The sequence below is a fragment of the Reichenbachiella sp. MSK19-1 genome, from assembly GCF_003590315.1.
Taxonomy (GTDB): domain Bacteria; phylum Bacteroidota; class Bacteroidia; order Cytophagales; family Cyclobacteriaceae; genus Reichenbachiella; species Reichenbachiella agariperforans.
Window position 1 is genome coordinate 868597 of the sequence record NZ_MIER01000015.1, and the last position, 22125, is coordinate 890721.

Below are 22125 nucleotides of genomic sequence, written 5' to 3' on the forward strand. Positions count from 1 at the left end.
TTGTCTAAAAAGAGAATGGAGATTAAAACATGCTTTCATCTCTATTCTGTGACTACCAAAAACAAAATACCACTTGGCAATCCAGAGGTGGTATCTTGAGCTGGTCAAAGAGATCTACTTAGGGTAGATCATTGATCAATTGTGTGAGTTCACTTTCGGTAGTAGGCATCAGCGCATCCACTACTTCGACATGATCTTCGGTTGTAGTGGCGGATTGAATCGCATAGTGGTACTCGTCATCCACGATGGACACTACGATGAAGTGTACATCGATCCCTATCGGCATCATCCCGTAGTGTTCTGAGAACAATTCGTCCTCTGGGAAGTACGTGTCGAAACGCGCCAATGCAGCAGGTTCCCCGTCATAACTCAAGTACACTGCACAGTTGGTATCATCATAGCCCTCTGGCACATCTACGAACACAGTCGTCTTAGGTAGGTCAGAACTATACCATTTGTCCAAGTTGGTCCACCCGAAATCGTTGAGGAAGGCATAATAAGTCCCGGCATGTTGTCCACCGCCCGTGCCATCTGCACCCTGACCGACTGCTTCCAATCCTCGGTTTTTCTCTTCTTCCCAGACTACATCACAGTCCGCCGTCTCACAGTCTTCATTGGCATTGCCAAATATGCGCATGTCCATGTCTAGTGAGTCGGTTTTCACCTGTAGCTGATAGCCCATGTTTTCTTTCATGAATACCGCTTCGCCATCTTGCTTCACTTCGATATAGAATTCTCCACCTGAGATGAGCGTAGCTCGGGTACCATCTCCCATTTGGCCCATGGTGGGCTTATTGCCCAGCAGCATATCTGCGCGTCCGAATATTTCTATAAAAGTCACATCCACAGAACCTGTCACAGGCTCACCATTCGCATCCACTAACCCCTCCGCAGGGATGGACAGTGTACTTGTTCCGCTTTTGCTGCTCCATGAGCCTCCTTCTGCTACATCGAACGCAAACGTCTCTTTGCGTTCATTCAGCTGCTCAGTGAAACTCTCATTGAGTGCTTGGCCATCTGGCTCAGGCAATATTGGATCCAAGATATCTTCGCCTTTATTCTCACAGGCACCTAACATAGCCGTTGCTGCAATACCTAGTACTACTACTGGCTTTTTCAAGAATGAAATAAATTTGTTCGTTTTCATAATGTTCGTTTTTGGTTTACACTCCTAGATCAATACTTCCCCAGTTTGTTACCCCCTCTCTCAATTTTTTTTTCATAATTTGCCTTTTCAGAATAAAAACCGCCTCTATTGATAAATAGAACGACCAACATGACAGAAGACCAACATAGTGACCAACGCTACATTCAGGGACTGCTAGAGAATGATCGATATCTGGTGCAGGAGATATATGAAAAGTTTGCCCCTAAGGTGGTAGCCTTCGTGAAAAGCAATCAGGGAGATGAATCGTCTGCCAGTGATCTGATACAGGACACACTGATCGTGATCTACCGTCAGGCACAGGACAAGGGGCTACTACTGACCTGTCCGTTTGAGGCCTATTTTCTATTGCTATGCAAACGACGCTGGTGGAATCAACTAAAAAGTCGAAAAACAGAGGTAACAATCGAGGACGAAACGCTATCTATAAACGAAGGGCAAGACGAGCTCGTCTCACTCAGCGAAGTACATGAAGCAAAATGTACACTGTTTGAGAAAAAATTTGAAGCACTGGGTGATAAGTGCAAAGAATTGCTTCGTCTCTCACTGAAACTAGACTCGATGAAAGAGGTAGCAGAAAAACTCGGCGTAAGCTACGCCTATGCCCGCAAGAAAAAATCTACCTGTATGGGGAGTCTTACCGAAATGGTACGCACCTCTGATGAATATAAAAACTTGAACACATAATGAGCCAGGAAGAAAATTATATACTGATAGAGTCCTATATACAGGGGGATATGGAAGCCTCAGAACGCAAGGCGTTTGAAGAGCGTCTAAACACTGAGCCTGAGCTAGCCGAACAATACCAAGTGTATGAGGAGACTTGGAAAAGCCTCAAATCAAGCATCCAGCGAGAAGCTCACGAATCAGAGCTCAAGAACAGCCTGCAACTCGCATCCCAAGCCTATTTTGCGAAAGCAGGAGACACACCTGTACTAAAACCCAAAAGACCATGGTACTTGGCAGTCGCAGCAGTAGTGGCTTTGCTGGTAGCTGTAGTGTATGTATTCAACATGGGTAGTCCGCAGTACAGTGACTATGCACAGTATGACGCCTTGAGCCTCTCGCTAAGAAGTGATGATCCAGATGCTGCCTTGAGAAAGAAGGCAGAAACGGCTTTTAATGCGGGCGACTACACTGCGTCGGCCAACTACCTCAAACAGATCAGCGATAAGAATGACAGTGTCAAGGCCTTGTTCTATCTAGCGCTCAGCTATATAGAAACAGGAGACTATCAGCTCGCAAATACGCTACTGACCGAACTGCAAAATGGCACATCTGTGTACAAACACCGAGCAACTTGGTTTCGTGCACTTTGCTATCTCAAGCAAAATAAAATGGATGAATGCAAACAATTGCTAGAGCAGATACCAGTAGAAGCGCAAGACTATCAACAAGCGCAAGATCTCTTAGAGGCTATGTGAGACGAGCGAGGGTAGAAACGAGTGACAGGCATCCTATGGGCTTTGTTAGAATCCATAAGGTCATCAAGCCTGCATAGCCTCTGGTACCGTTATACCCACTTCTCGTATTACAAATATTCAGATCGATCGGAAATGCGACCGAGCGGGTCTTTAAGATCAAAGTACAGGTAGTGGGTCAAAGGCTTTCAGATCGCTTTGAGGAAAGTAATAAAGGTTCGGGTTTCTGCTTGCGCAAGCAGAAGGTCCACCTTGGGCAAGCAGACCGTTGCGCTTGCCCAAGCACAGGCTCCCCCTTGCGCAAGGAGAGAGTCGACCTTGCGCAAGGCCAGATCGCCGCTTGAAGTCTTCTCAGTCTTAGGATTCGTACTATTTAACTTTATTAAAACCTTGTCTGAAATGCATCAATCGCACATTGTCTTCAATCAACCTTTACATAATCAATAGTGTCTCCGACACGGTTTGTCTAGCAGGATTTTTCTACCTTCATGCTGAGGTCTACTTATAAATTCACGGATAGTTGATGAACCAGCAGCATATCTGTATGATAGTGCAAGAGAATATGCAGCTCGGAAAGGTTTGCTGTCAATAGAGGTGATCGAGTAGCTGATCCGTGTCGGAGACATTGTTTTTATAGGATTGGTTTTCAGTCGCCCTGTTGTTTTATACTACATGTTCTGCTCTGATCGCATTGCAAATGCTCAAACCATACCATCCTCGTTACAAACGAGGACGATTTGGGTAGAAGATCAAATCGCATCCATAAATTCGACCAAAAGAAAAGATCAAATTGTTACAAAAAAGCTACAGATGAACCAGATTAGACAGTTTATTGAGCGCATTACGCCTATGAATGATAGTGATTGGCAGTTTTTCTCTTCCAAACTAAAAACTATAACCCTTCACAAACACACACACCTTTTGGAGATGGGAGAAACAGAAAATGCACTATCCTTTATTACCAAAGGAATAGTCAGACTCTACATCCCCAGAGAAGAACAAGATTTAACCTTTGGCTTTTTATTCGAAAATGAATTTGTGACTGCCTACGATTCCTTTTTGACACAAATGCCCTCCGAATACCAAATAGAGACGTTGACAGAAACCACCTTGTGGAGAATATCGCATCGAGACTTACACGAAGTGTACGAGCAAACCCACAGTGGCAACATCATTGGACGCAAAATGGCTGAAAAGATGTTTTTGATCAAGTCCAAAAGAGAACTTGCTCTATTGAGCAAAACGGCAGAAGAACGGTACCTAGACCTATTTTCCGACAGACCAAAGCTACTGCAGCAAATCCCACTAAAATACATCGCCTCGTATATCGGCGTGACACCACAGGCATTGAGCAGAATCAGAAAGCGCATTACTTAACCTGGGTTCATTGTTTCTGCGCGCATGCTTTCTGAACTTTGCATTTCAATTACTCAGACAAACATGAAACCACTCATTGTACTTATACTCAGCTTTGCCATTTCTATTGTAGCAATTAGAATCACCCAAAAAGACTATGATTTTGGCCTATCTGCTAGAATAGCTATGTCGATCATGCTAGCTTTTACTGCGATAGGACATTTTGCATTTACCAAGGGCATGTCTATGATGATCCCACCATTTATTCCCTTTAGCGAAAGCATAGTTTACTTCACTGGTGTTTTTGAGATCCTACTCGCCATCGGCTTACTTATCCCTCAGCTAAAAACGATCACAGGATGGGTACTAATTGTTTTTCTACTACTCATGCTTCCTGCCAATATATATGCATCCATTCATCACGTGAACTACCAGAAAGGAACATTCGATGGGTATGGTCTCCTCTATTTATGGTTTAGAATCCCTCTGCAGATCCTATTCATTTTATGGGCATATTTTAGCAACATACGAGCTTAGCATCGCTATCTCTTAATCTAAGACCAGAAGGTAACACGCATTACGCCAAAAAGGCTAAACGCATGATGCTATTGAAGCATCACTCTTTCTTCTCCTCATGACTAGTCACAACACCCCTCCCAATCCCTCGTTTTGCAACGGCTGGTCATTCTATGAAAAACAACTGCTATTGATTGTTTAGTAGATGCTAGAGTGTATATAGGGTGTAATGGTATGTCAAGAAAATAGGTTGCAATGGCGTGACACTAGATAGAGCAGATACGTTACAAAACCAATCAAGCCACTTTCACCACCTTCTTTTTGCGCAGTGCGAACAGGTTGCCTAGTATAATCAAGGCAATACCTCCAAAGGAATATGCGGTGAACTGATACCCTTCGAAAAGCGTGGACAGTACGATAGAAATGATCGGGATCACCACCAAAGCATAGGCAGCCTTGTCTGCTCCGATCTTCCCGACTAGGGTCAGATAAAAACCAAAGGCGATGATGGAACCAAATATGGACAAATAAAGCAGAGACAACACATACTGAGTCGTCCAGACAAAGACGAATTCTTTGCCCAGCGCTAGACCGAGTAGCGCCATCATCCCGGCACCATATACCATACTGTAGGCATTGGCCTGAATCACGGGTACGCCTGCGGCGGTATTTCTGGCAGAGGCGAGATTGCCCAGAGATGCCAACAGTACTGAGCCCATCGCAATCCCAGCACCCCAAAGTATCTGATCAGAAAATGCCATTGAGAAAAACTCACGGCTAAAGATGAGCAAGGTACCTGTCAACCCAAATAACGCACCGATGATGACACCACGGTTGATCGGCTTGCCCATGAGTAGATAACCGAGGATAGAATTGGCAAATACAATGGTAGAAAACGCCACCGCCATCAGCCCGCTAGGGATATACTCTTCGGCCTTATAGGCCATCCAGTAGTTGATCCCAAAAAGAAAAGCGCCCTGTAGTGCCATAAAAAAATGTTGCCGTCCCGAAAACCGCATGGGCAGTTTCTGAATCCAGCAATAGAGCATCATTATCACTCCTGCCAGCACATAGCGATAGACGACCGATATCAAGGGATCCACTACACCGAGCTGAAAGGTGATGACAAACCACGTCGATCCCCAGATCAACGCTGGAACAGCATAGAGAAGAAAATTTCTATTGGGCATGGTTTCAGTTTTGGGTTAATGAAAAATACTCTTACGCAGTAGACCCAAAAAGTTTCTTGCATAGTGGTATTAATTCCTATAAAGTAATTTTCCAGATTTCAAGGCACCATCATAATAGACACGGTAGAAGTACATCCCTGGATCGACCGGTGTGCCAGTAGCATTGGTTCCATCCCATGTGACCGACACTTCCCCAGCAAACTGCTCTGCATTGAGGATGGTTTTGATCAACTGTCCTGCACTATTGAGTACTTGTACCACTGCCCTTCCTGACTCAGGGATACTAAACAACACGGTCACTTGATCCTCAAAAGGATTCGGGTAGGCAGTCAGAACCTCTATACTACCTTCCACTGGTTCTGGGGTAATCTCCAGTGTCCCCTCTATATTGGTCTCAAAGGTGCCATTGCCATGCGTCGCTGCGATGAGTTTGCCATCTGACGAACGGTAATCCAGCATACTAACAACCGAGTTCCCAATAGATTCGTCAGCCTCTTTGACCCACACTGTCTGCGCGCCATCTAGGGCTGTAGTACTGTACAGACCTGTACTTGTACCCAAGAAATACAAGTAACTGCCGTTTTGTAACGGAACAATCTCGCACCAGCGCACACTCGATCCACCTCCACTGCCATCTGGGTTCTCCTCCATGTTTCCACTGACATCCACTACGGTCTGTCCCCCATCCGGGGTAAAAAACACACTCGGAAAATGATAATTGGAGTAGGTAAACATCGTACGCTGAGCATCTGTCGGATCTATCGCTATGCTCGATATATATCCACTAGACTCTCTACCAGCATCATCTTGAATCACATGTTGGTACACAAAGTCTGTTTGTGCGGTATCGGTATTGGCATATATGGTCTTGAAAACTGCTCCATAAGACGTACCGTGATAAAGTACATGCGCAGGATGCGTAGATATATCGAGTGACGAAACGGCAGAACTCGACCCCTCGGTACTTGCGATCTGAGACCAGTTGACTGATGTAGGGTTCTGCTTACCACTAGGGATTTGTTGGAGGTTATCGTTGCGCCAGACGACTCTACCAGCCGCCATATACATGCGGTTATAATTGTTGGGGTCTAGTATGTATGGATTGATAAAAAGATAGCCCTCTCCCCCCACTGGGTCTACCTCCGCAAAAGAAGTCAACTCATTCTCTTTGTTGAGTGTCAGTCTATAGGTTTGACCACTTTGGAAGGAGACGTACCAGAACTTTTCTTCTGGTGTAGTGGCCGCATAAGAGCCATCTCCTCCTAATATTTCCTTCCAAGATGAGTTTTCACTCGCAAAAACCTTCATATAGGTACCATTGTCCTGCATACCGCCAATCGCCTTGTTGCTCTCTTCGTCTTTGGATAGTGCTATGGTATAAAACTGTGAGGAAACATAGCCCTTATTGCGAGCCTGCCAGGTCACCTTAGGCGCTAAGATTTGGGACGTATAGCGCACACCACCATCATTGGCAGAGAGAACCTGATTCGGGTCAGAAGGCATAAACAACAACTCATGCTGATCAGGGTGATGCCCTGGGTATTTGGCAGCAGTCGTCCCATCTGGGTCATAGCCCCCTATCCATGTCGTCTGATCCGACGAACTAAACCCGTTGGTAGAGCGGTAAAGATTAGTCCCTCCCAAAAACACGATGTTAGGGTCTAAGGGGTGCGCTCTCGCTAGGACATTGTAGGAGTCTTGGGTATCGATAGCAGGTAAGGTGTCTTGGACTGCTGGCAAATATTGTGACCGATTCTGCCAGTTCGTCCCATCAAACCTCCAGAAATTCAAACTAGCAGATTCGGTCAGTACATAAAGCCAATTTTCCTGACTAGGGCTATAAGTCATCACCGTACGGTCATGCTCTATCGGGAAGCCAAATGGCGTGATTTCCTCCCACACGTCTACGGCATTTCTACGGTAGACACCTGCGTACTGCGACCGATACCCCAGCGCTGTAAAAGAACTCATGCTCGCATACAGCTGTCCTGCATCTGTGAGGAGCACACTGGTATAGAATGGCGCGCCAGACTCATTAAGATCCTCTATCGGTGGTACGAAGAGCTCGGGATGCAAAAGATCAGGCCCTAACACCACATCCCAAGTTTGCCCTCCATCGTCGGACTTGACGACACAGCCATACAATGCCGCATACACGCTACCGGACTGATCCACTACAATATCCCAGACATAGTTGAACGGGCTCTCGAAATCCGCAGGTCGATTCATACTCGTGCTCACGAGCACATCCCAAGTCTCACCTCCATCTACCGATCGGTAGATGCCATCTCCACGATAGGGCGCTCCTGATGCACGGGACGAACTACCACGTAGCTCACCTGTGCCGTAGTACCATATATGCTCAAAACCCGGACGGGTATCCTGAGCGATACACGTCACACTGTTGAGCATGGCTGGATGAGTCGTTCGCTCCCAGTTGATCCCCTGATCCGTCGAACGGTACATCCCGCCTGATACAGCACCTGCGAGCCAGATATTTTCGTCCGTCACATCTATCGCTAAGGCTCTGGTTCGTCCACCGACATTGACCGGGCCGAGAGGCCTCCATTCAGAGGCGGTCACTCGGGCTTTGTGGTTTTGACCCGCCAATACTTGCCTCGCATAGTTAACCTGATGCTGATTGATCAGCTCAGGGATTTCATGTGTCGCAGGGTCTACGAGCTGCATCCGCTCAAACGCCGCGCGAGCATGAGGATCCTCTTCCGTTCCAATCGCACTGGGGGCATCTATGATTATTTCTTTCCTCTCTACTCTCTCCTGTTGACATCCTGATGCGAAGGCTATGATCAGCGTCACGGTTATCGCTATCTGACAATTAATCAATCGTTTATACTGCATGAAAATTCGTTCTGATACTCCCCTATTCAAAAGGGATAAAAAGCTAGCAGGCAAATTAATAAAAGACTACCATTTCAAATGCCCATCCTATACCTTCGCGCATTTTTTAAGTTAGTATACTTGTAGTATTTTTAAGCCCAAATAGTTCAACTTTCTGAAAGCAACGTATGAATAGTCGCAACTTTATCTGGTACGCACTCCCAATGATGTTATTTCTTGCCATGATGTGGCTCTATGAACCATGGTTCTATCAACGCTATGTGGTAAGTGATGATATAGAAGATATCAAAAAAAGGAACTTCAAGATCGTAGGACACAAAGGTGCCTCTGGTGTAGCTCCAGAGAATACGCTAGCGGCATTTCAAAAGGCCATGGATATGGGAGCAGACATGGTAGAGATCGACGTACACTATACGCTAGATGGCGAAGTGGTCGTATTCCATGATGAAGATGTGGACCGTACCACCAATGGCACAGGAAAAATCCACAAAATGACTCTTGCTGAAGTCAAACAACTAGATGCAGGCTCATGGTTCGGAGATCATGAACAGTACAAAGGGGAAAAAATCCCTACCCTACAAGAGACACTAGAACTCATCCATGGCAAAATGGAATGCGTCATTGATATCAAATCCAAAGGACACGAGTTTTACGATGGCTTTGCAGCACGAGTCATTGAGATCATTGACGAGTACGAGGCAAAAGAATGGGCGATCGTACAAGCCTACGACGAAGCGTATCTCGAAGAAGCCTACGAGGCAGACTCTACGGTACAGCTCAAAAAAATCATGATGGGTGAAGAGGAAACTCACATTCTAGCATTTTATATCAATGCTAAATCATTTACCGATCACCGTAACAAACACGAATTCTATAATACACTCAACCCACATTTCACGACGCTCTCACAGCGCAGACTCTTTCGCTTCAAGGCCCGTGGATACAAAGTATTTACCTATGTCGTCAATGAGCGTGAGAACATGATCAAAATGCTCAATATGGGAGTAGACGGAATCATCACTGACTACCCAGACCGTATGGTAGAGATCAGAGAAGAACTCGAACAGCTGGATCAAATCCGAGCCTCTAAAGATTAAATCAGATTTGGCACTTCGATTCAAAAACGGAGAAGAATACTACAATAAAATATATACAGTATTTAATCTCACAGTAGCGATCACGCTGCTCCCCTTTGGGTATTTAGTCCTAGAAAAGCACAGTGGCAATCTTGGCGTGATGTCTCTAGGTTCATGGCAGCTTTGGGCTGTTTCGCTTCCTGCAATAGCGACTCTAGCCTACTTGACTTGGCGTACACATCAAGTACATCAAAAAGAAAAAGAAATCGCCAAAGAGCAATCAACGCTAAGAGCTAAACTATCAGCCTACTACGCTACACTATACAAGCGGTTTTGGATATTCGCAGGTATCAACATGGGCTCTACGATCATGCTGTATATCACGGGAAGTGGTTTGTTTATCATGACCTATGTTGGTTCCATGATCCTACTATCCCTGAGCCGTCCGACTCTTAACCTCATTATCGAGGAACTGAAACTCAATCCAGAGGAAGAAAAGATCATTGTAAACAAAGAAGAAATCGTCTAAGTCGAACTTCTCTCTTTTTCACGAAACATGAATCTTTTGACAGAACAACGTTCGGTCAAACAACACTGGCCACTGACTGTACTTGCAACCGCTCAATCCCTTCACAGAAACAATGTAATCCACTCGAAACAAGTTAAAACCCTCAATAAATATGATTTTACACTTAGATACACTCAATTAATTGCGTTTTTTATGCACTTTTACATGCATATTGCACATAAAGCATTAACTAGTATAAATCGCATGACACAAAACATAGCTCCCCAAAAACCCCAACGTTTACTTGCGTTAGATGTATTTAGAGGTATGACCATCGCTTTTATGATATTGGTCAACACACCTGGATCTTGGTCACATGTTTTTCCGCCACTGCTCCACGCATCTTGGCATGGGGCGACTCCTACAGATATGGTTTTTCCATTCTTTATTTTCATTGTCGGTGTGTCTATGTTTTTTTCCTTCTCGAAGTTTGATCAAGGCCTGACCTCTGAACTGACGAAGAAAATCATCAAGCGAACGATTACTATATTCATGATTGGGCTTTTACTCAACTATTTCCCTTTTTTCAATCGCTCATTAGACACGCTGCGAATCATGGGGGTATTACAGCGAATTGCACTAGTATATGGAGCTGCTTCCTTGATCTGCATCTCAGTATCCATCCAGTCGATTTGGAAAATCGGTACAGGAATACTACTGACCTACTGGGGACTGCTGTATTGGTTGGGGGGGGCTGAACCTTTCTCTCTAGAAGGAAACATCACTACCGCAGTGGATTTAGCCATACTTGGAGAAAACCACATCTACAAAGGGTTCGGAATCCCATTCGATCCTGAAGGGCTATTGAGTACCCTACCTGCCATTGTCACTGCGATGTTTGGCTATCTAGCAGGCTACACTGTACAGTCCTTCAATGACAAGAATTTATTAGTCAAAAATCTACTCTTAATAGGAACGAGCACTGTACTTCTTGCACTGGTATGGGATACAGTATTCCCCATCAATAAACCTATTTGGTCTAGCAGCTATGTTTTGTTTGCTGGCGGTATAGCGTGCATTACACTGGCACTATTAATAGAGATCATTGACATTAGAGGTTACAACAGGTGGACCAAGCCCTTCATCGTTTTCGGGATGAACCCTATGATAATTTTTGTTTTTTCTGGAGTACTATCCAAGGTAATGGTCTACATCATCAAATGGAAAGACGCTGAGGGCGAAACGGTGAGGTTCTACCGCTGGTGCTATGAAACCATCTATATGGGAGTGCTTCCTAATCAAGCCAAACTCGCATCCCTCTGTTTTGCCATGACAGTGGTCAGTATCTGCTGGGCGTTTGGCTATGTACTGTACCGAAAGAAAATTTTTATCAAGGTTTAACCCGTCCTACACCTCAGCGTGTAGCGCCGAAAAAAACTGCTGTGCATTTTCTTCGTCAGAGAACATGGGTTGGTTTTCACCTCTCATGTTATACTGGGTCGATAGGACACTGCCATAGGCTCCTACCGAACGTATCTGCAACAAATCACCTCTTTGTGTTGTAGGCAAAACATGTTTCCCAAAAGTGTCTGTGCTTTCACAAATGGGCCCTACGACTTCATACTCATGATCTGGAAGTACAGAACTCACATTCTGAATCACGTGCCTGGCACCATACAAGGCAGGCCTCATCAACTCTGACATTCCCGCATCTATGATTGCAAAATCCAATTCTTTAGTCTTCTTGATGTAAAGCACCTCCGAAAACAAATACCCTACCTGCCCGACAAGCGACCTACCCAGTTCAAAATGAACTTGCTGGTTATCATAAATATTAAGGTGCTGTCTATAGTTTTCAAAATAAGTATCAAAATCCGCTATTGGGTTCGCATCAGGTTTTTTGTAATCAATACCCAATCCCCCACCAACATTGACATTGGCTGGATTATATCCTTTGTCACGAAGTGCCTTCTGCAAGACATTAACTTCTGTGCATAATCTTACAAAAGGAGATAAGTCTTCGATCTGAGAGCCTATATGAAAATGTAGCCCTGCAAAAACCAAACAAGGGTATTTCGCTAGTTCTTCCAGCGCTAGCCACAGCTCATTTGCGGGAATACCAAATTTATTACGTAAAGTTCCCGTTGTGATATTTGGATGAGTCTTCGCATCTATATTTGGATTGAGTCTCAAGTAAACATTCGCTGATTTTTGCAATTTATTAGCCACCTCGGCGATCACTACCAGCTCTTCTATCGACTCACAGTTAATCCCATGTACTTCACTAGATATGGCTAGTTCCAATTCCCAATCCGTCTTACCCACTCCTGCGTAGACAATTTGGTCCGCACCAAACCCCTGTTCTAACGCATACCTAACTTCACCCCCACTGACACAGTCTACTCCGAGTCCGGTAGCTTTCATTTTTGCTAAGATTTTAGCCTCGGCATTCGCCTTTAAAGCATAGTGTACATGAAAAGAACTATCCCCTCTGGCACGCACCATTTTGGATAGCGTCTGATCCAACAAGTCTAAATCGTAGTAATAAAAAGGTGTTTGTATCTTTTGCATTTTGGGGTTTCAATCTTTATTCTAAATAAGGTTTCAAGACCATTAAGTCCTCTTGGCAATCTCAACTAATCAAAGAAGAGACTCCTATGCCTGCCGAATCTGGCACCACGATGGTATTGTTAGCCAAACGTACACCATCAGCGATCTCACTCTCTAGCAGCAAAAAACCATCCATATCCACATAGTCTAGCAACGGCAATAGCTGAGCAATAGCCGAGATACCTACTGATGACTCTGTCATGCATCCCACCATCACTTTCATTCCATAGGATTTTGCTTTACTAATCATTCTTCTGGCTGGTGTCAATCCCCCACACTTCATGAGTTTGATATTCACGCCGTGAAAGAAACCATAACACCGCTCGATATCACCTTCGCCTACAATACTCTCATCAGCGATGATGGGCAAAGGGCTTTTTTCATACAAAGTCTTCATCCCGAGCCAATCGTCAGCTACCAAAGGCTGTTCTATAAACTCTACACCTAGCCCTATCATCTCGCGGGCATTAATGAGCGTCTCTTCTACTCCCCACCCACAGTTGGCGTCCACCCGAAACTTCGCATCTGTGAGCTTTCGGAGCTCTTTGATGATCGCGATATCTTCTTTGGTACCTAGTTTTATTTTATAACTAGGCCATGGGAACTCCTCCAATTTCTGAGCCATTTTCTCTATTGTATCTATCCCAATCGTATAGTTAGACACCAGGTTATGTGAGCTTTCCTCCCCCCATAGTTTGCTCAGCGAGACTCCTTTTGATTTGGCATAGAGATCATTGACAGCTACGTCTAAAGCAGACTGAGCAAAAGAATTAACAGACATCTCAGTAGACATATCTACCCAAAACTCCTCAGGGCTTTGATACTGATAAGACTCGATCTGCTCACGATTGACTTCCAGTATGGCTCTCATCTCTTCTATGCTATAGCCATAATATTTGCTAGCTGTCGCCTCTCCAAAACCTGAAAACTGCCCATCTCGTAACTCCAAAATCAAGGATTTCTGAATATCTCTAGAATCGTGTGCAATGCTAAACCTGTGTTTCAGCTTCAAATCATACTCGTGTAATATTAGCTTCATTTACTTTGTGTTGGTTTAGTTAAAATTGCCTCTCAGCGCATAATAGCTAGGATCGATGTGTGTCTCTTTAGCTGTCAAAATCTCAGAAACGAGCTTACCCGTAGCAGGCCCCATACTGAGCCCGAGCATATTATGACCGCAGGCCATAAGCATATTTCTATACTTCGGGGCGTGATCTATGATAGGTAAGCCATTGTTGGTCATCGGTCTCCAGCCATACCAGTGTTCCAATACATCATCTGTGTATGGATCTCTCAAATAGATATTCGCTGCCTTTTTAAGTGCATTGAACCGAACCTTATTCAGCTCAGTATTGTATCCCGCAAACTCCATGGTACCTCCTAGGCGATAGCTCCCATTCCATGGTGTAGCAATCACCTTTTTCTCCTCCATGATACAGGGCATTTTGGGGCTAAAACCAGGGGACTTCATTGTAATACTATATCCTTTTCCTGGGACAATGGGAATTTTCAAATCTAGATCATCAACTACTTTGGGAGACCACGCTCCTGTCGCTAGCACTATATTTTTAGCTTTGAAATCCCCACGGTTGGTATTAATTCCTGTTATCTGATAATTAGCACTTTCAAACCCCACTACTTCCGTTTCTTCAAAAAACTGAACCCCTTTTTGTTTGAGCGTTTTCTTGAGTCCTGCTACCATCAGATCAGGTTTAATGGATGCATCGAACCGATACCACCATCCTCCATGTACGTTTTCACTCAATGCTGGCTCTTTTTGATATAATGCATCACCCACCATAGGATCTGCCATCAGCTGCATATCCAAGTCCGTCAATCGACGATTGATCGCAGCATGCTTATCAAATGCTTTTTCCGACTCAAAAGCAAACATAATCCCCTCATCGGACCAATTACAATCAATGTTCTCCTCCTTAATGATATCCTTAAACAATGCCTTTGAACTTAGCATCAAGTTATTTCTCCCCTCCATGGCTTTTTGTACCTTATCAGCACGAGCATTGAGACCAAACCCCAACATCCATGAGATAAAATTGGCATCTAACTGAGGACGGATATAAAATGGAGAATCACTCTGAAAAAGCCATTTCATAGCTTTCATCATCAGTTCCGGACTATTGAGAGGAAGCGCGTGGCTAGGACTGACTAAACCACAATTGGCATGAGAACAGGCATCCTTGGGCGCACCCTTTTCTATGATTGCGACTTCTACTCCTTCCTTTTGTAAATAATATGCACAAGAGAGTCCTACAATCCCTCCTCCTATGATTATCGTATCTATGTTTTTCTTCATATACTATTATCTATAACAATTTTAAGTGAGTCAATCTTTACAAAAAGGAGTCACACAATTTCCCCATCACAACCCATATCAACTGAAAGACAATTAATTACACACGTCATATCACAGACACACATAAAGAACTCACCGAAGACACCTGTCAATCAGCGTCAAAAAAGAGCATAAACCCGAGTGATGCAATAACACCATTAACGTTAATAGAAAAAGAAAAACAGCTAATAGGGTTTGTGCTTTTTGAGAACTGACTCTCAGTTATAGTTTAACCCTATTATCGGTTAAAATCTTATGCTTAATAAAACGCTGTTTACCTCATAGACCACCTTACATTTAACTCTCTAATTTTTCAATACATAATTCACTGATTGCATAATTCAGGATCAATGAATACTTGTGGCATTCACAAAATCAAACATTCAAGTACATCATTAGTACATGAAAAAAATAAGCAACACTAGGATGGCATGGATCAAAAAATCAACGAACAGGAAAATCAAAATACTGATTAGGAAAAGGCTCTTGGTTTAATGTATAATGCCACCACTCCTTACGATAATGCCTAAATCCATATTCCCGCATCGTAGCTTTCAGTAATTCTCTATTGGCTAGTTGTGTTTTGGAAACCATCGCCTCATGATGAGACCGAACATCAAACATGTCAAAGGGGCTACCCATATCCAACGGTCGCTTCGTGTGCAGATCGATCAAAGACAAGTCCACGCTGCTACCCCTAGAATGTCCCGATCTATGGGCTATATATCCCAACTGAAACAACCGACTCTTTTGAACATGAGGATAAAACACAGATTTCATTCTACGATCACTAAGATCGGATGCCCACCTAGAAAAATGATTAACCGCACGCTGTGGTCGATAGCCGTCATATACGATTAGGCCATAACCACGCCCATTCAAATCCTGCTGCACCTGTGCAAGTACCTCTCCTGCCTTCTGAGACAGAATCAATACTGGAGCCTCGTACCCATCGATGGTATCTCCTACGAAGTTATTGGTAGAATAATACCGCAAGTCAAGCACAATAGTAGAATCGAGTGTCTGTACATACACAAAGCCATTGGGTAATTGTGCAGATACCGACATAGACAAGCTTAAGATCAATGACATGACCATCACCCAAAACCCTTTTGCTATGTCTATCCTACACATATGCTAAAAACTACCGAACAATCACACCATTTTTTATCTTGAGCTGATTTGATTTCACATCATACAAGAAACCATTAAGCACTACATAGCGAACCTTTTCGTCCTCCATCAGCAGAAATGTAGCACCACTTCTCAGCTTCAAATCAGCTTTTAGTTTATCCATATCAGCGGTAGTTGTCAGGTTGATCGGCCACTCACTGTACTTAGTCTCTGCAGAGATAGAATCTGTTTTGATCCACGCTTTACCTTCTCTCAGATAGCCTAGCAACTCATCCGTACTGATCGCTAAACTATCGCTCGACCCGTCTACCACTCCTGCCTCTCGATAGGTCAGTCCTGTAGCGTCCAAAGTCTCAAAACCATAATAGGTTGACAAATCTCCCACCTCGGAAATTTTTCCCACAAAATGATAATCATCATGTGCCTCATTATCGATTTGATAATGATGTATCCCAGCGTCCATCTGGTAAGGCTTTCCATTTCGGACGTAAGTCAAATTTTCTATTTTTAGATCAAATAGTTTTCTGTCGTTTTGAGGTATTTCTTCATAACGGTCTATAGACACCTGAGCATAACTCTCGTCCGCTATACTGAAAATAGCAGCAAGAATAGACATGTAATTGAGTTTGCGAATTTCCTGCTTGTCGGGATCATTGTACTGACCTCCTGACTCGATCAAAATAGCACTAGTCCCCCATTTTTGAATATTGTCTCCAAAGGCGCGAGGTTCGAAATCATCCGAATAACGTCCTACTTGACCAGGTACATATTTTTGGATAATGTCATTCATCAATACGATGACTTTCATGGCATTGGCTCGGACATCGTTGATATCCTTATCATAATTGTAAGCAGGAGCTAAATAAGAAATCGTAGCTGGTTTAGCCGTGCGCTCAGCATTATAATAGCGACTTTGGTCGTGAAGGTTAAACCCAAACTCAGCATCTAAACTATCCCGAACCGCCTTGAGAATTTGTCCCTCTGATGTTTGCAAACGTAGCGCGTCTCTGTTGATATCAATATCAAGCGCATTGCGCCTTTGAAATACCTCAGCACCATCTGGGTTCAACATAGGCACAAAATGCAACCGCACCTGTTTCAGCAATTCTTTTTTCTCTTTTTTAAACGATTTTTTATCCGACAAAAAGTTAAGCATATCGAAAATCGCCATAGTAGCCGTAGATTCATCACCATGCATCTGAGACCATAGCAAAATATCAGTATCTCCAGTACCTACAGAAATCATAGAGACACTACGTCCATCGATAGAATGCCCTAATACACTAACCTCGAATCCTTTGATCTCTTTATACTGTTCAATGAGCGGCTGTATGTCCGCATGTTTGAATCTTAGATGTGTCAGCGTCGGCTCACGATAGTCTTCATATCCCTCGTATAACTTGTCAAAAGTCGGTTGACTCATCGCTAATGTAGGCAAGAAGAATAGGACTAAATAAAATCTCTTTATCATATCTATAGACAACTATTGTAGAGGTGTTTTCAACTTTGGCTCAGGCAATGGCAAGAATCCCAAATCATCCGTCTGCTCTCTAATTGCAGCCATAAAAGCTTTGCCTGGATCAGACTTCACGGTACGGTAACCGGCATCTTTTTCCAACCATAGATCATGCCCTTCGAACAATGTATACTCGTCATGACCGATCAAATATTGAATATCATACTTCTCTTTGAGATACGAAACGAGCCATACATTGGCTTTGACCTGAGAGGGAGTTAACGGTACTGCCTCCGTACCTCCTACATTTTCAATTCCTATGGCGCAGTGATTGAGTCCTATGACATGTCTTGCCATGTAGTTCTCTGGCATCAGGCGATATATAGTCCCATCTTGATTGACCAAAAAATGAGCAGATACATTCAGTGCTCCTGCTCCTGCAATCTCTGGTCTCCAGTTGGGCAACTTAGAATTTTCGAAAGCTGCTATAGACTTCTCTAATGTAGGGATCACCGTATAGTGGACTACAATCATCTTAGGATCGATCGTCGGCTTCTCCTGTACCAGACCATAGTGTTCGTCGAGATACTGCAGAGTCAAATCCACTCGCTCTTGATCAAAACTAACCGGTCTATCCACTATCTTATTTTCCTCACAGGAAGCAAAGACCATCAATACCAATACCCAAAGACAAATCCCATTTCTCATTTAAACAAATATTAAATTGTATCGCAAGTACTAAAAAGAATTTTGTCCTGACCTTTTAATCACCGAAACATCGCCAATTAAAAGGTCAGGACAAAACTAAAATACTATAACGAACCTTAGCCTGAATACTTTACTTACTTAATACCCCTTGCGTTACGCCCTTATAGTTGTCCACAGCATTTCTTACGGATTTATACTTATCCAGTAGTTCTGCGGCAACATCGTGCTCTACGCCAGTTTCTTCGATAATCATACGAATAGCGCGCTTTACCAGTTTCTTATTGCTTAATTGCATATCCACCATTTTGTTGCCCTTTACTTTGCCCAGCTTGATCATGACAGAAGTCGAAATCATATTGAGCACTAGTTTTTGAGCAGTCCCTGCTTTCATACGTGTACTTCCTGTAACAAACTCAGGACCAACAATCACCTCGACCGTATGGTCTGCGACCGCCACCAGTTTGGTATCAATATTGCAACAAATCCCTCCAGTGAATATCCCCATCTCTTTGGCTTTTTTCACACCACCTACTACATAGGGAGTATTACCTGACGCAGCGATCCCAATCACTGAGTCTAACTCATTGATATCATACTTGGATAGTTCTTCCCACGCCAGATTCTCATCATCTTCAGCATTTTCAACAGCTACTCTAATCGCTTGATCTCCTCCAGCGATGATCCCTACAATCAATCCCTGAGAGACGCCATAGGTAGGTGGACATTCTGATGCATCCAGAATACCTAGTCTACCGCTAGTACCCGCTCCTATATAGAATAACCTTCCTCCCTTTTTCATTCGTCTAACTATACCCTCGACCAATAGCTGGACTTGAGGTATTACTTTCTCTACAGCTTTGGATACTCCATGATCTTCTTTATTGATATTAGACAGTAATTCTAATACACTCATTTTATCAAGATCACTAAAGTTAGATGGTGATTCAGTTATCGTCATATCTATTCTTTTAATGTGTATTAATGTGTTTTTTGATTGGTTTTAATATACTCGATCAATTGATCTATAGGTTTCTCGTTCACTGCTCGCAAGTCAAACTCGTAGACCTCACATAGTTTTTTCAACATGGGTCTAAAATGATATGCAATGGATCCAACAAACCCTATTTGACAATAGCCCAACTCACTATATTTGGATAAACAATTGTCAAAAAAAGCTCTAAACTGTGACTCTAAAACGTTTTGAAAGTAACGATGATCCCCAAAAGCTTTAGATATAGGAGCCACGAAACTTGCCATATATCGATTAGGATATGGCTGTGAATAAACCTGTGTCAATACGGACGATTCCGTAATATTGAATTGTTCTCTTATGAAATTTTGAATTTCGGTAGGCATGACTCCTCTGAGGTAGTCAGCGATCAACTGACTACCTATCTGATTACCACTCCCTTCATCTCCTAGTATATAACCTAAACTAGGTACTCCTCTCTTTATCTCCCCATCTTCATAATAACAAGAATTGGAACCCGTACCTAGTATCGCTACTACACCATTATCATCCCCGAACAAAGATTTAGCTGCAGCAATCAGGTCGCTATCCACCGTCAGTGTCGCTGATGGAAACAGTGATGACAACCATTCTCTGACACTCCCGCTGGACTCTGTTCCTCCACAGCCTGCACCATAGAAATAGACCTCATCTACCTGCTCTCCATGGATAGGAGATAAATACCCAGCCTGATCCTCTTCTATTTGACCACTACGTTGCAAGACAGGGTTGATCCCTGGACTGGAAAAAGACTTAACTGATCCGTCTGGATCTATCAATTTCCAACTGGTCTTGGTCGAACCACTTTCTGCCAACAAAATCATTTGCTTATGACTATTCAACCTTTCTATTCGTTTTTAAAATCCCATTCTACAAAAGCCTCCATGGCTTCATACTGTGCCATCCCTAGTTTATCATATTGTCTAGCGGTATGTCTGTTTCTATCCTCAGCTCTTTGCCAAAACTCACGTGCGTCACTACCTGGAAATGCCACTCCATCTTTTTGAGATTGATGTCTAAAAATAGCTTGCCTCTTTTTCATCAGCTCCTCAGGGCTAATCGGTACTGCCATCTCTATATCAGCAATATCCCATTCCTGCCACGCACCTCGGTACATCCATACTTTACAGTTGTCCGTCCAAGCTTCATTTTTGAGACGGCGCATAGCTTCAAAGATGGCTTCCAAACACACTCTATGTGTACCATGTGGATCAGACAAATCACCTGCTAAGAACACCTGATGAGGCTGCTGCTCTTGGAGTAGCTCCATCGTCAATTGAATATCTTCTTCGCCCAAAGGCTTCTTCTTCACCTCTCCCGTCTCATAAAACGGTAGGTTCATAAAATGCAAATTCTTCTCATCGACACCACAATAACGACATGCCGCTTTGGCTTCATTTTTTCTAAGTTGCCCTTTGAGCTCCCTTAGTGCATCTGGTGCCTTATTACCACTTTGATCCGACTGCATATAGTCACGAACCTCGTCTCGGAGTGCTATCAGTTTTTCGTTTTTTACATCTATCATTTGATTGTAATCACACATAAAATCCAGATAGTTGTAAGCATACTCGTCAAACACAGCGATATTACCAGACACTTGGTAAGCAACATGTACTTCGTGCCCTTGCTCTACCAATCGCAACAAAGTCCCTCCCATAGAAATCACATCATCATCTGGGTGTGGACTAAATATAAGTGTGCGCTTAGGAAAAGGCGTATTTCGTTCTGGTCTCTGGCTATCATCAGCATTAGGCTTGCCTCCTGGCCATCCAGTAATCGTATGCTGTAGTTGATTAAAAACTTCAATATTAATCTTATAGGCTGAATCCCGTTTGGTCAGCAACTCACTAAGGCCGTTTTCATTGTAGTCCTCATTGGTCAAGGTCAAAATCGGTTTCCCTAGTATCTCACACAACCATACAACTGCTTTTCTAACCATTAGGGCATCCCATGTGATCGAATCCAATAACCAAGGCGTCTTCACCTGAGCTAGTTCTGATGCTGCCGGCATGTCAAAATAGTAAGTGACATTCATATGGTTTTGTAGAAAGGTCGCTGGTACTTGCGAGGACATATGACCATTGATCGCACGCTCTACGATCTCCGCTTTACCTTCCCCCCAAGCCATGAGTACAACCTGTTTCGATTTTAGAATCGTACTGATCCCCATGGTAACGGCATTTTTGGGTACATTGTGTTTGCCGAAAAAGTCTTTGGTTGCATCTACACGAGTCTTGTTATCTAAGGTCACCAGTCTAGTAATAGACTCTAAAGTTGACCCAGGTTCGTTAAAACCAATATGCCCCGTACGTCCAATCCCTAAAATCTGTAAATCTATTCCTCCTACTTCGTCTATTTTCTCCTCATACGCTTGACAATATTTATTCACTGACTCTACACTAGTCAAGGTTCCATCTGGGATATGGATATTTTCTGGAAGTATGTCTACATGATCAAACAAGTACTCGTTCATAAACCGATGGTAACTCTGCTCACGATCAGGTGCCATTGGAAAATACTCATCAAGATTAAACGTAATGACATTCTGAAAACTCAATGCCTCTTCACGATGCATTCGTACCAGTTCATTATAAACCTCTATCGGAGATGATCCTGTAGCCAACCCCAAAACAGCCATCTGACCTACCTCCTTCTTTGCTATAATCAACTGTGCGATTCTACTCGCTATCTTCTTTGAAGCCTCTAGGGAATGTTCAAAAATTTCTATTGGACTTTCTATACTCGTTTTTTCCATTTTTGGATC

Annotated in this window: 19 protein-coding genes; 7 read left to right on the plus strand and 12 right to left on the minus strand. The window is 43.4% G+C overall.

Translation table 11 applies throughout. From position 1 onward, the window contains the following. Positions 1–118: 118 nt before the first annotated feature. Positions 119–1147: a hypothetical protein gene (locus BGP76_RS11500; protein WP_073122097.1), complete on the minus strand. Its 1029-nt coding sequence runs from the start codon at positions 1145–1147 to the stop codon at positions 119–121. A gap of 108 nt (positions 1148–1255) precedes the next feature. Here BGP76_RS11500 and BGP76_RS11505 point away from each other — a divergent pair, with 108 nt between their 5' ends. The 4 genes from BGP76_RS11505 (at position 1256) to BGP76_RS11520 (ending at position 4479) form a co-directional block, all read left to right on the plus strand. Continuing rightward, positions 1256–1852: an RNA polymerase sigma factor gene (locus BGP76_RS11505; RefSeq protein WP_252737193.1), complete on the plus strand. Its 597-nt coding sequence runs from the start codon at positions 1256–1258 to the stop codon at positions 1850–1852. After that, positions 1852–2589: a tetratricopeptide repeat protein gene (locus tag BGP76_RS11510; RefSeq protein ID WP_119844768.1), complete on the plus strand. Its 738-nt coding sequence runs from the start codon at positions 1852–1854 to the stop codon at positions 2587–2589. Before BGP76_RS11505 ends, BGP76_RS11510 begins: the two co-directional genes overlap by 1 nt. A gap of 807 nt (positions 2590–3396) precedes the next feature. Further along, on the plus strand, positions 3397–3963 hold the full coding sequence (locus tag BGP76_RS11515) for a Crp/Fnr family transcriptional regulator (RefSeq protein ID WP_119844985.1): 567 nt from the start codon (positions 3397–3399) through the stop codon (positions 3961–3963). A 63-nt stretch (positions 3964–4026) separates the two neighbouring features. Then, positions 4027–4479, plus strand: coding sequence for a DoxX family protein (locus BGP76_RS11520; RefSeq protein WP_073122104.1), 453 nt, complete (start codon positions 4027–4029; stop codon positions 4477–4479). A 275-nt stretch (positions 4480–4754) separates the two neighbouring features. Here the strand turns inward: BGP76_RS11520 and BGP76_RS11525 are convergent, their stop codons facing one another. Then, complete coding sequence (locus BGP76_RS11525; protein ID WP_073122106.1) at positions 4755–5648, minus strand: DMT family transporter; 894 nt, start codon at positions 5646–5648, stop codon at positions 4755–4757. 69 nt (positions 5649–5717) lie between these two features. Further along, positions 5718–8507 carry a FlgD immunoglobulin-like domain containing protein gene (locus BGP76_RS11530; protein WP_119844769.1) on the minus strand — a complete coding sequence of 930 codons (2790 nt, stop codon included), beginning with the start codon at positions 8505–8507 and terminating at the stop codon, positions 5718–5720. A gap of 167 nt (positions 8508–8674) precedes the next feature. Here BGP76_RS11530 and BGP76_RS11535 point away from each other — a divergent pair, with 167 nt between their 5' ends. The 3 genes from BGP76_RS11535 (at position 8675) to BGP76_RS11545 (ending at position 11492) form a co-directional block, all read left to right on the plus strand. Then, entirely contained in the window at positions 8675–9604 is a 930-nt protein-coding gene (locus BGP76_RS11535; RefSeq protein ID WP_119844770.1) for a glycerophosphodiester phosphodiesterase family protein, read from the plus strand. Positions 9605–9611: 7 nt separating this feature from the next. After that, on the plus strand, positions 9612–10112 hold the full coding sequence (locus BGP76_RS11540; RefSeq protein WP_119844771.1) for a hypothetical protein: 501 nt from the start codon (positions 9612–9614) through the stop codon (positions 10110–10112). Positions 10113–10355: 243 nt separating this feature from the next. Continuing rightward, entirely contained in the window at positions 10356–11492 is a 1137-nt protein-coding gene (locus tag BGP76_RS11545) for an acyltransferase family protein (RefSeq protein ID WP_119844772.1), read from the plus strand. 6 nt (positions 11493–11498) lie between these two features. Here BGP76_RS11545 and lysA read toward each other — a convergent pair whose 3' ends face one another. The 9 genes from lysA to nagB form a co-directional block, all read right to left on the minus strand. Continuing rightward, positions 11499–12662, minus strand: a complete 1164-nt coding sequence (gene lysA / locus BGP76_RS11550) for a diaminopimelate decarboxylase (RefSeq protein ID WP_119844773.1) — start codon at positions 12660–12662, stop codon at positions 11499–11501. A gap of 61 nt (positions 12663–12723) precedes the next feature. Then, positions 12724–13740, minus strand: coding sequence for a dipeptide epimerase (locus tag BGP76_RS11555; protein WP_073122117.1), 1017 nt, complete (start codon positions 13738–13740; stop codon positions 12724–12726). Positions 13741–13755: 15 nt separating this feature from the next. Continuing rightward, the gene (locus tag BGP76_RS11560; protein WP_119844774.1) at positions 13756–15015 is read right to left on the minus strand and encodes an FAD-binding oxidoreductase; all 1260 of its coding nucleotides are present in this window, start codon (positions 15013–15015) and stop codon (positions 13756–13758) included. 483 nt (positions 15016–15498) lie between these two features. Beyond that, positions 15499–16188, minus strand: a complete 690-nt coding sequence (locus BGP76_RS11565; protein ID WP_221409883.1) for a M15 family metallopeptidase — start codon at positions 16186–16188, stop codon at positions 15499–15501. A gap of 10 nt (positions 16189–16198) precedes the next feature. After that, positions 16199–17659 (minus strand): M14 family zinc carboxypeptidase, encoded by a 1461-nt coding sequence (locus tag BGP76_RS11570; RefSeq protein WP_119844986.1) that lies wholly within the window; start codon positions 17657–17659, stop codon positions 16199–16201. A 12-nt stretch (positions 17660–17671) separates the two neighbouring features. Continuing rightward, entirely contained in the window at positions 17672–18352 is a 681-nt protein-coding gene (locus BGP76_RS11575) for an N-acetylmuramoyl-L-alanine amidase (RefSeq protein ID WP_119844776.1), read from the minus strand. Positions 18353–18482: 130 nt separating this feature from the next. Continuing rightward, entirely contained in the window at positions 18483–19310 is an 828-nt protein-coding gene (gene murQ, locus BGP76_RS11580) for an N-acetylmuramic acid 6-phosphate etherase (RefSeq protein WP_073122124.1), read from the minus strand. 20 nt (positions 19311–19330) lie between these two features. Then, positions 19331–20203 (minus strand): hypothetical protein, encoded by an 873-nt coding sequence (locus BGP76_RS11585; protein WP_147407455.1) that lies wholly within the window; start codon positions 20201–20203, stop codon positions 19331–19333. A gap of 5 nt (positions 20204–20208) precedes the next feature. After that, a complete protein-coding gene (nagB, locus tag BGP76_RS11590) occupies positions 20209–22116 on the minus strand; it encodes a glucosamine-6-phosphate deaminase (RefSeq protein WP_119844778.1) in 1908 nt (635 codons plus the stop codon). Positions 22117–22125 lie beyond the last annotated feature (9 nt).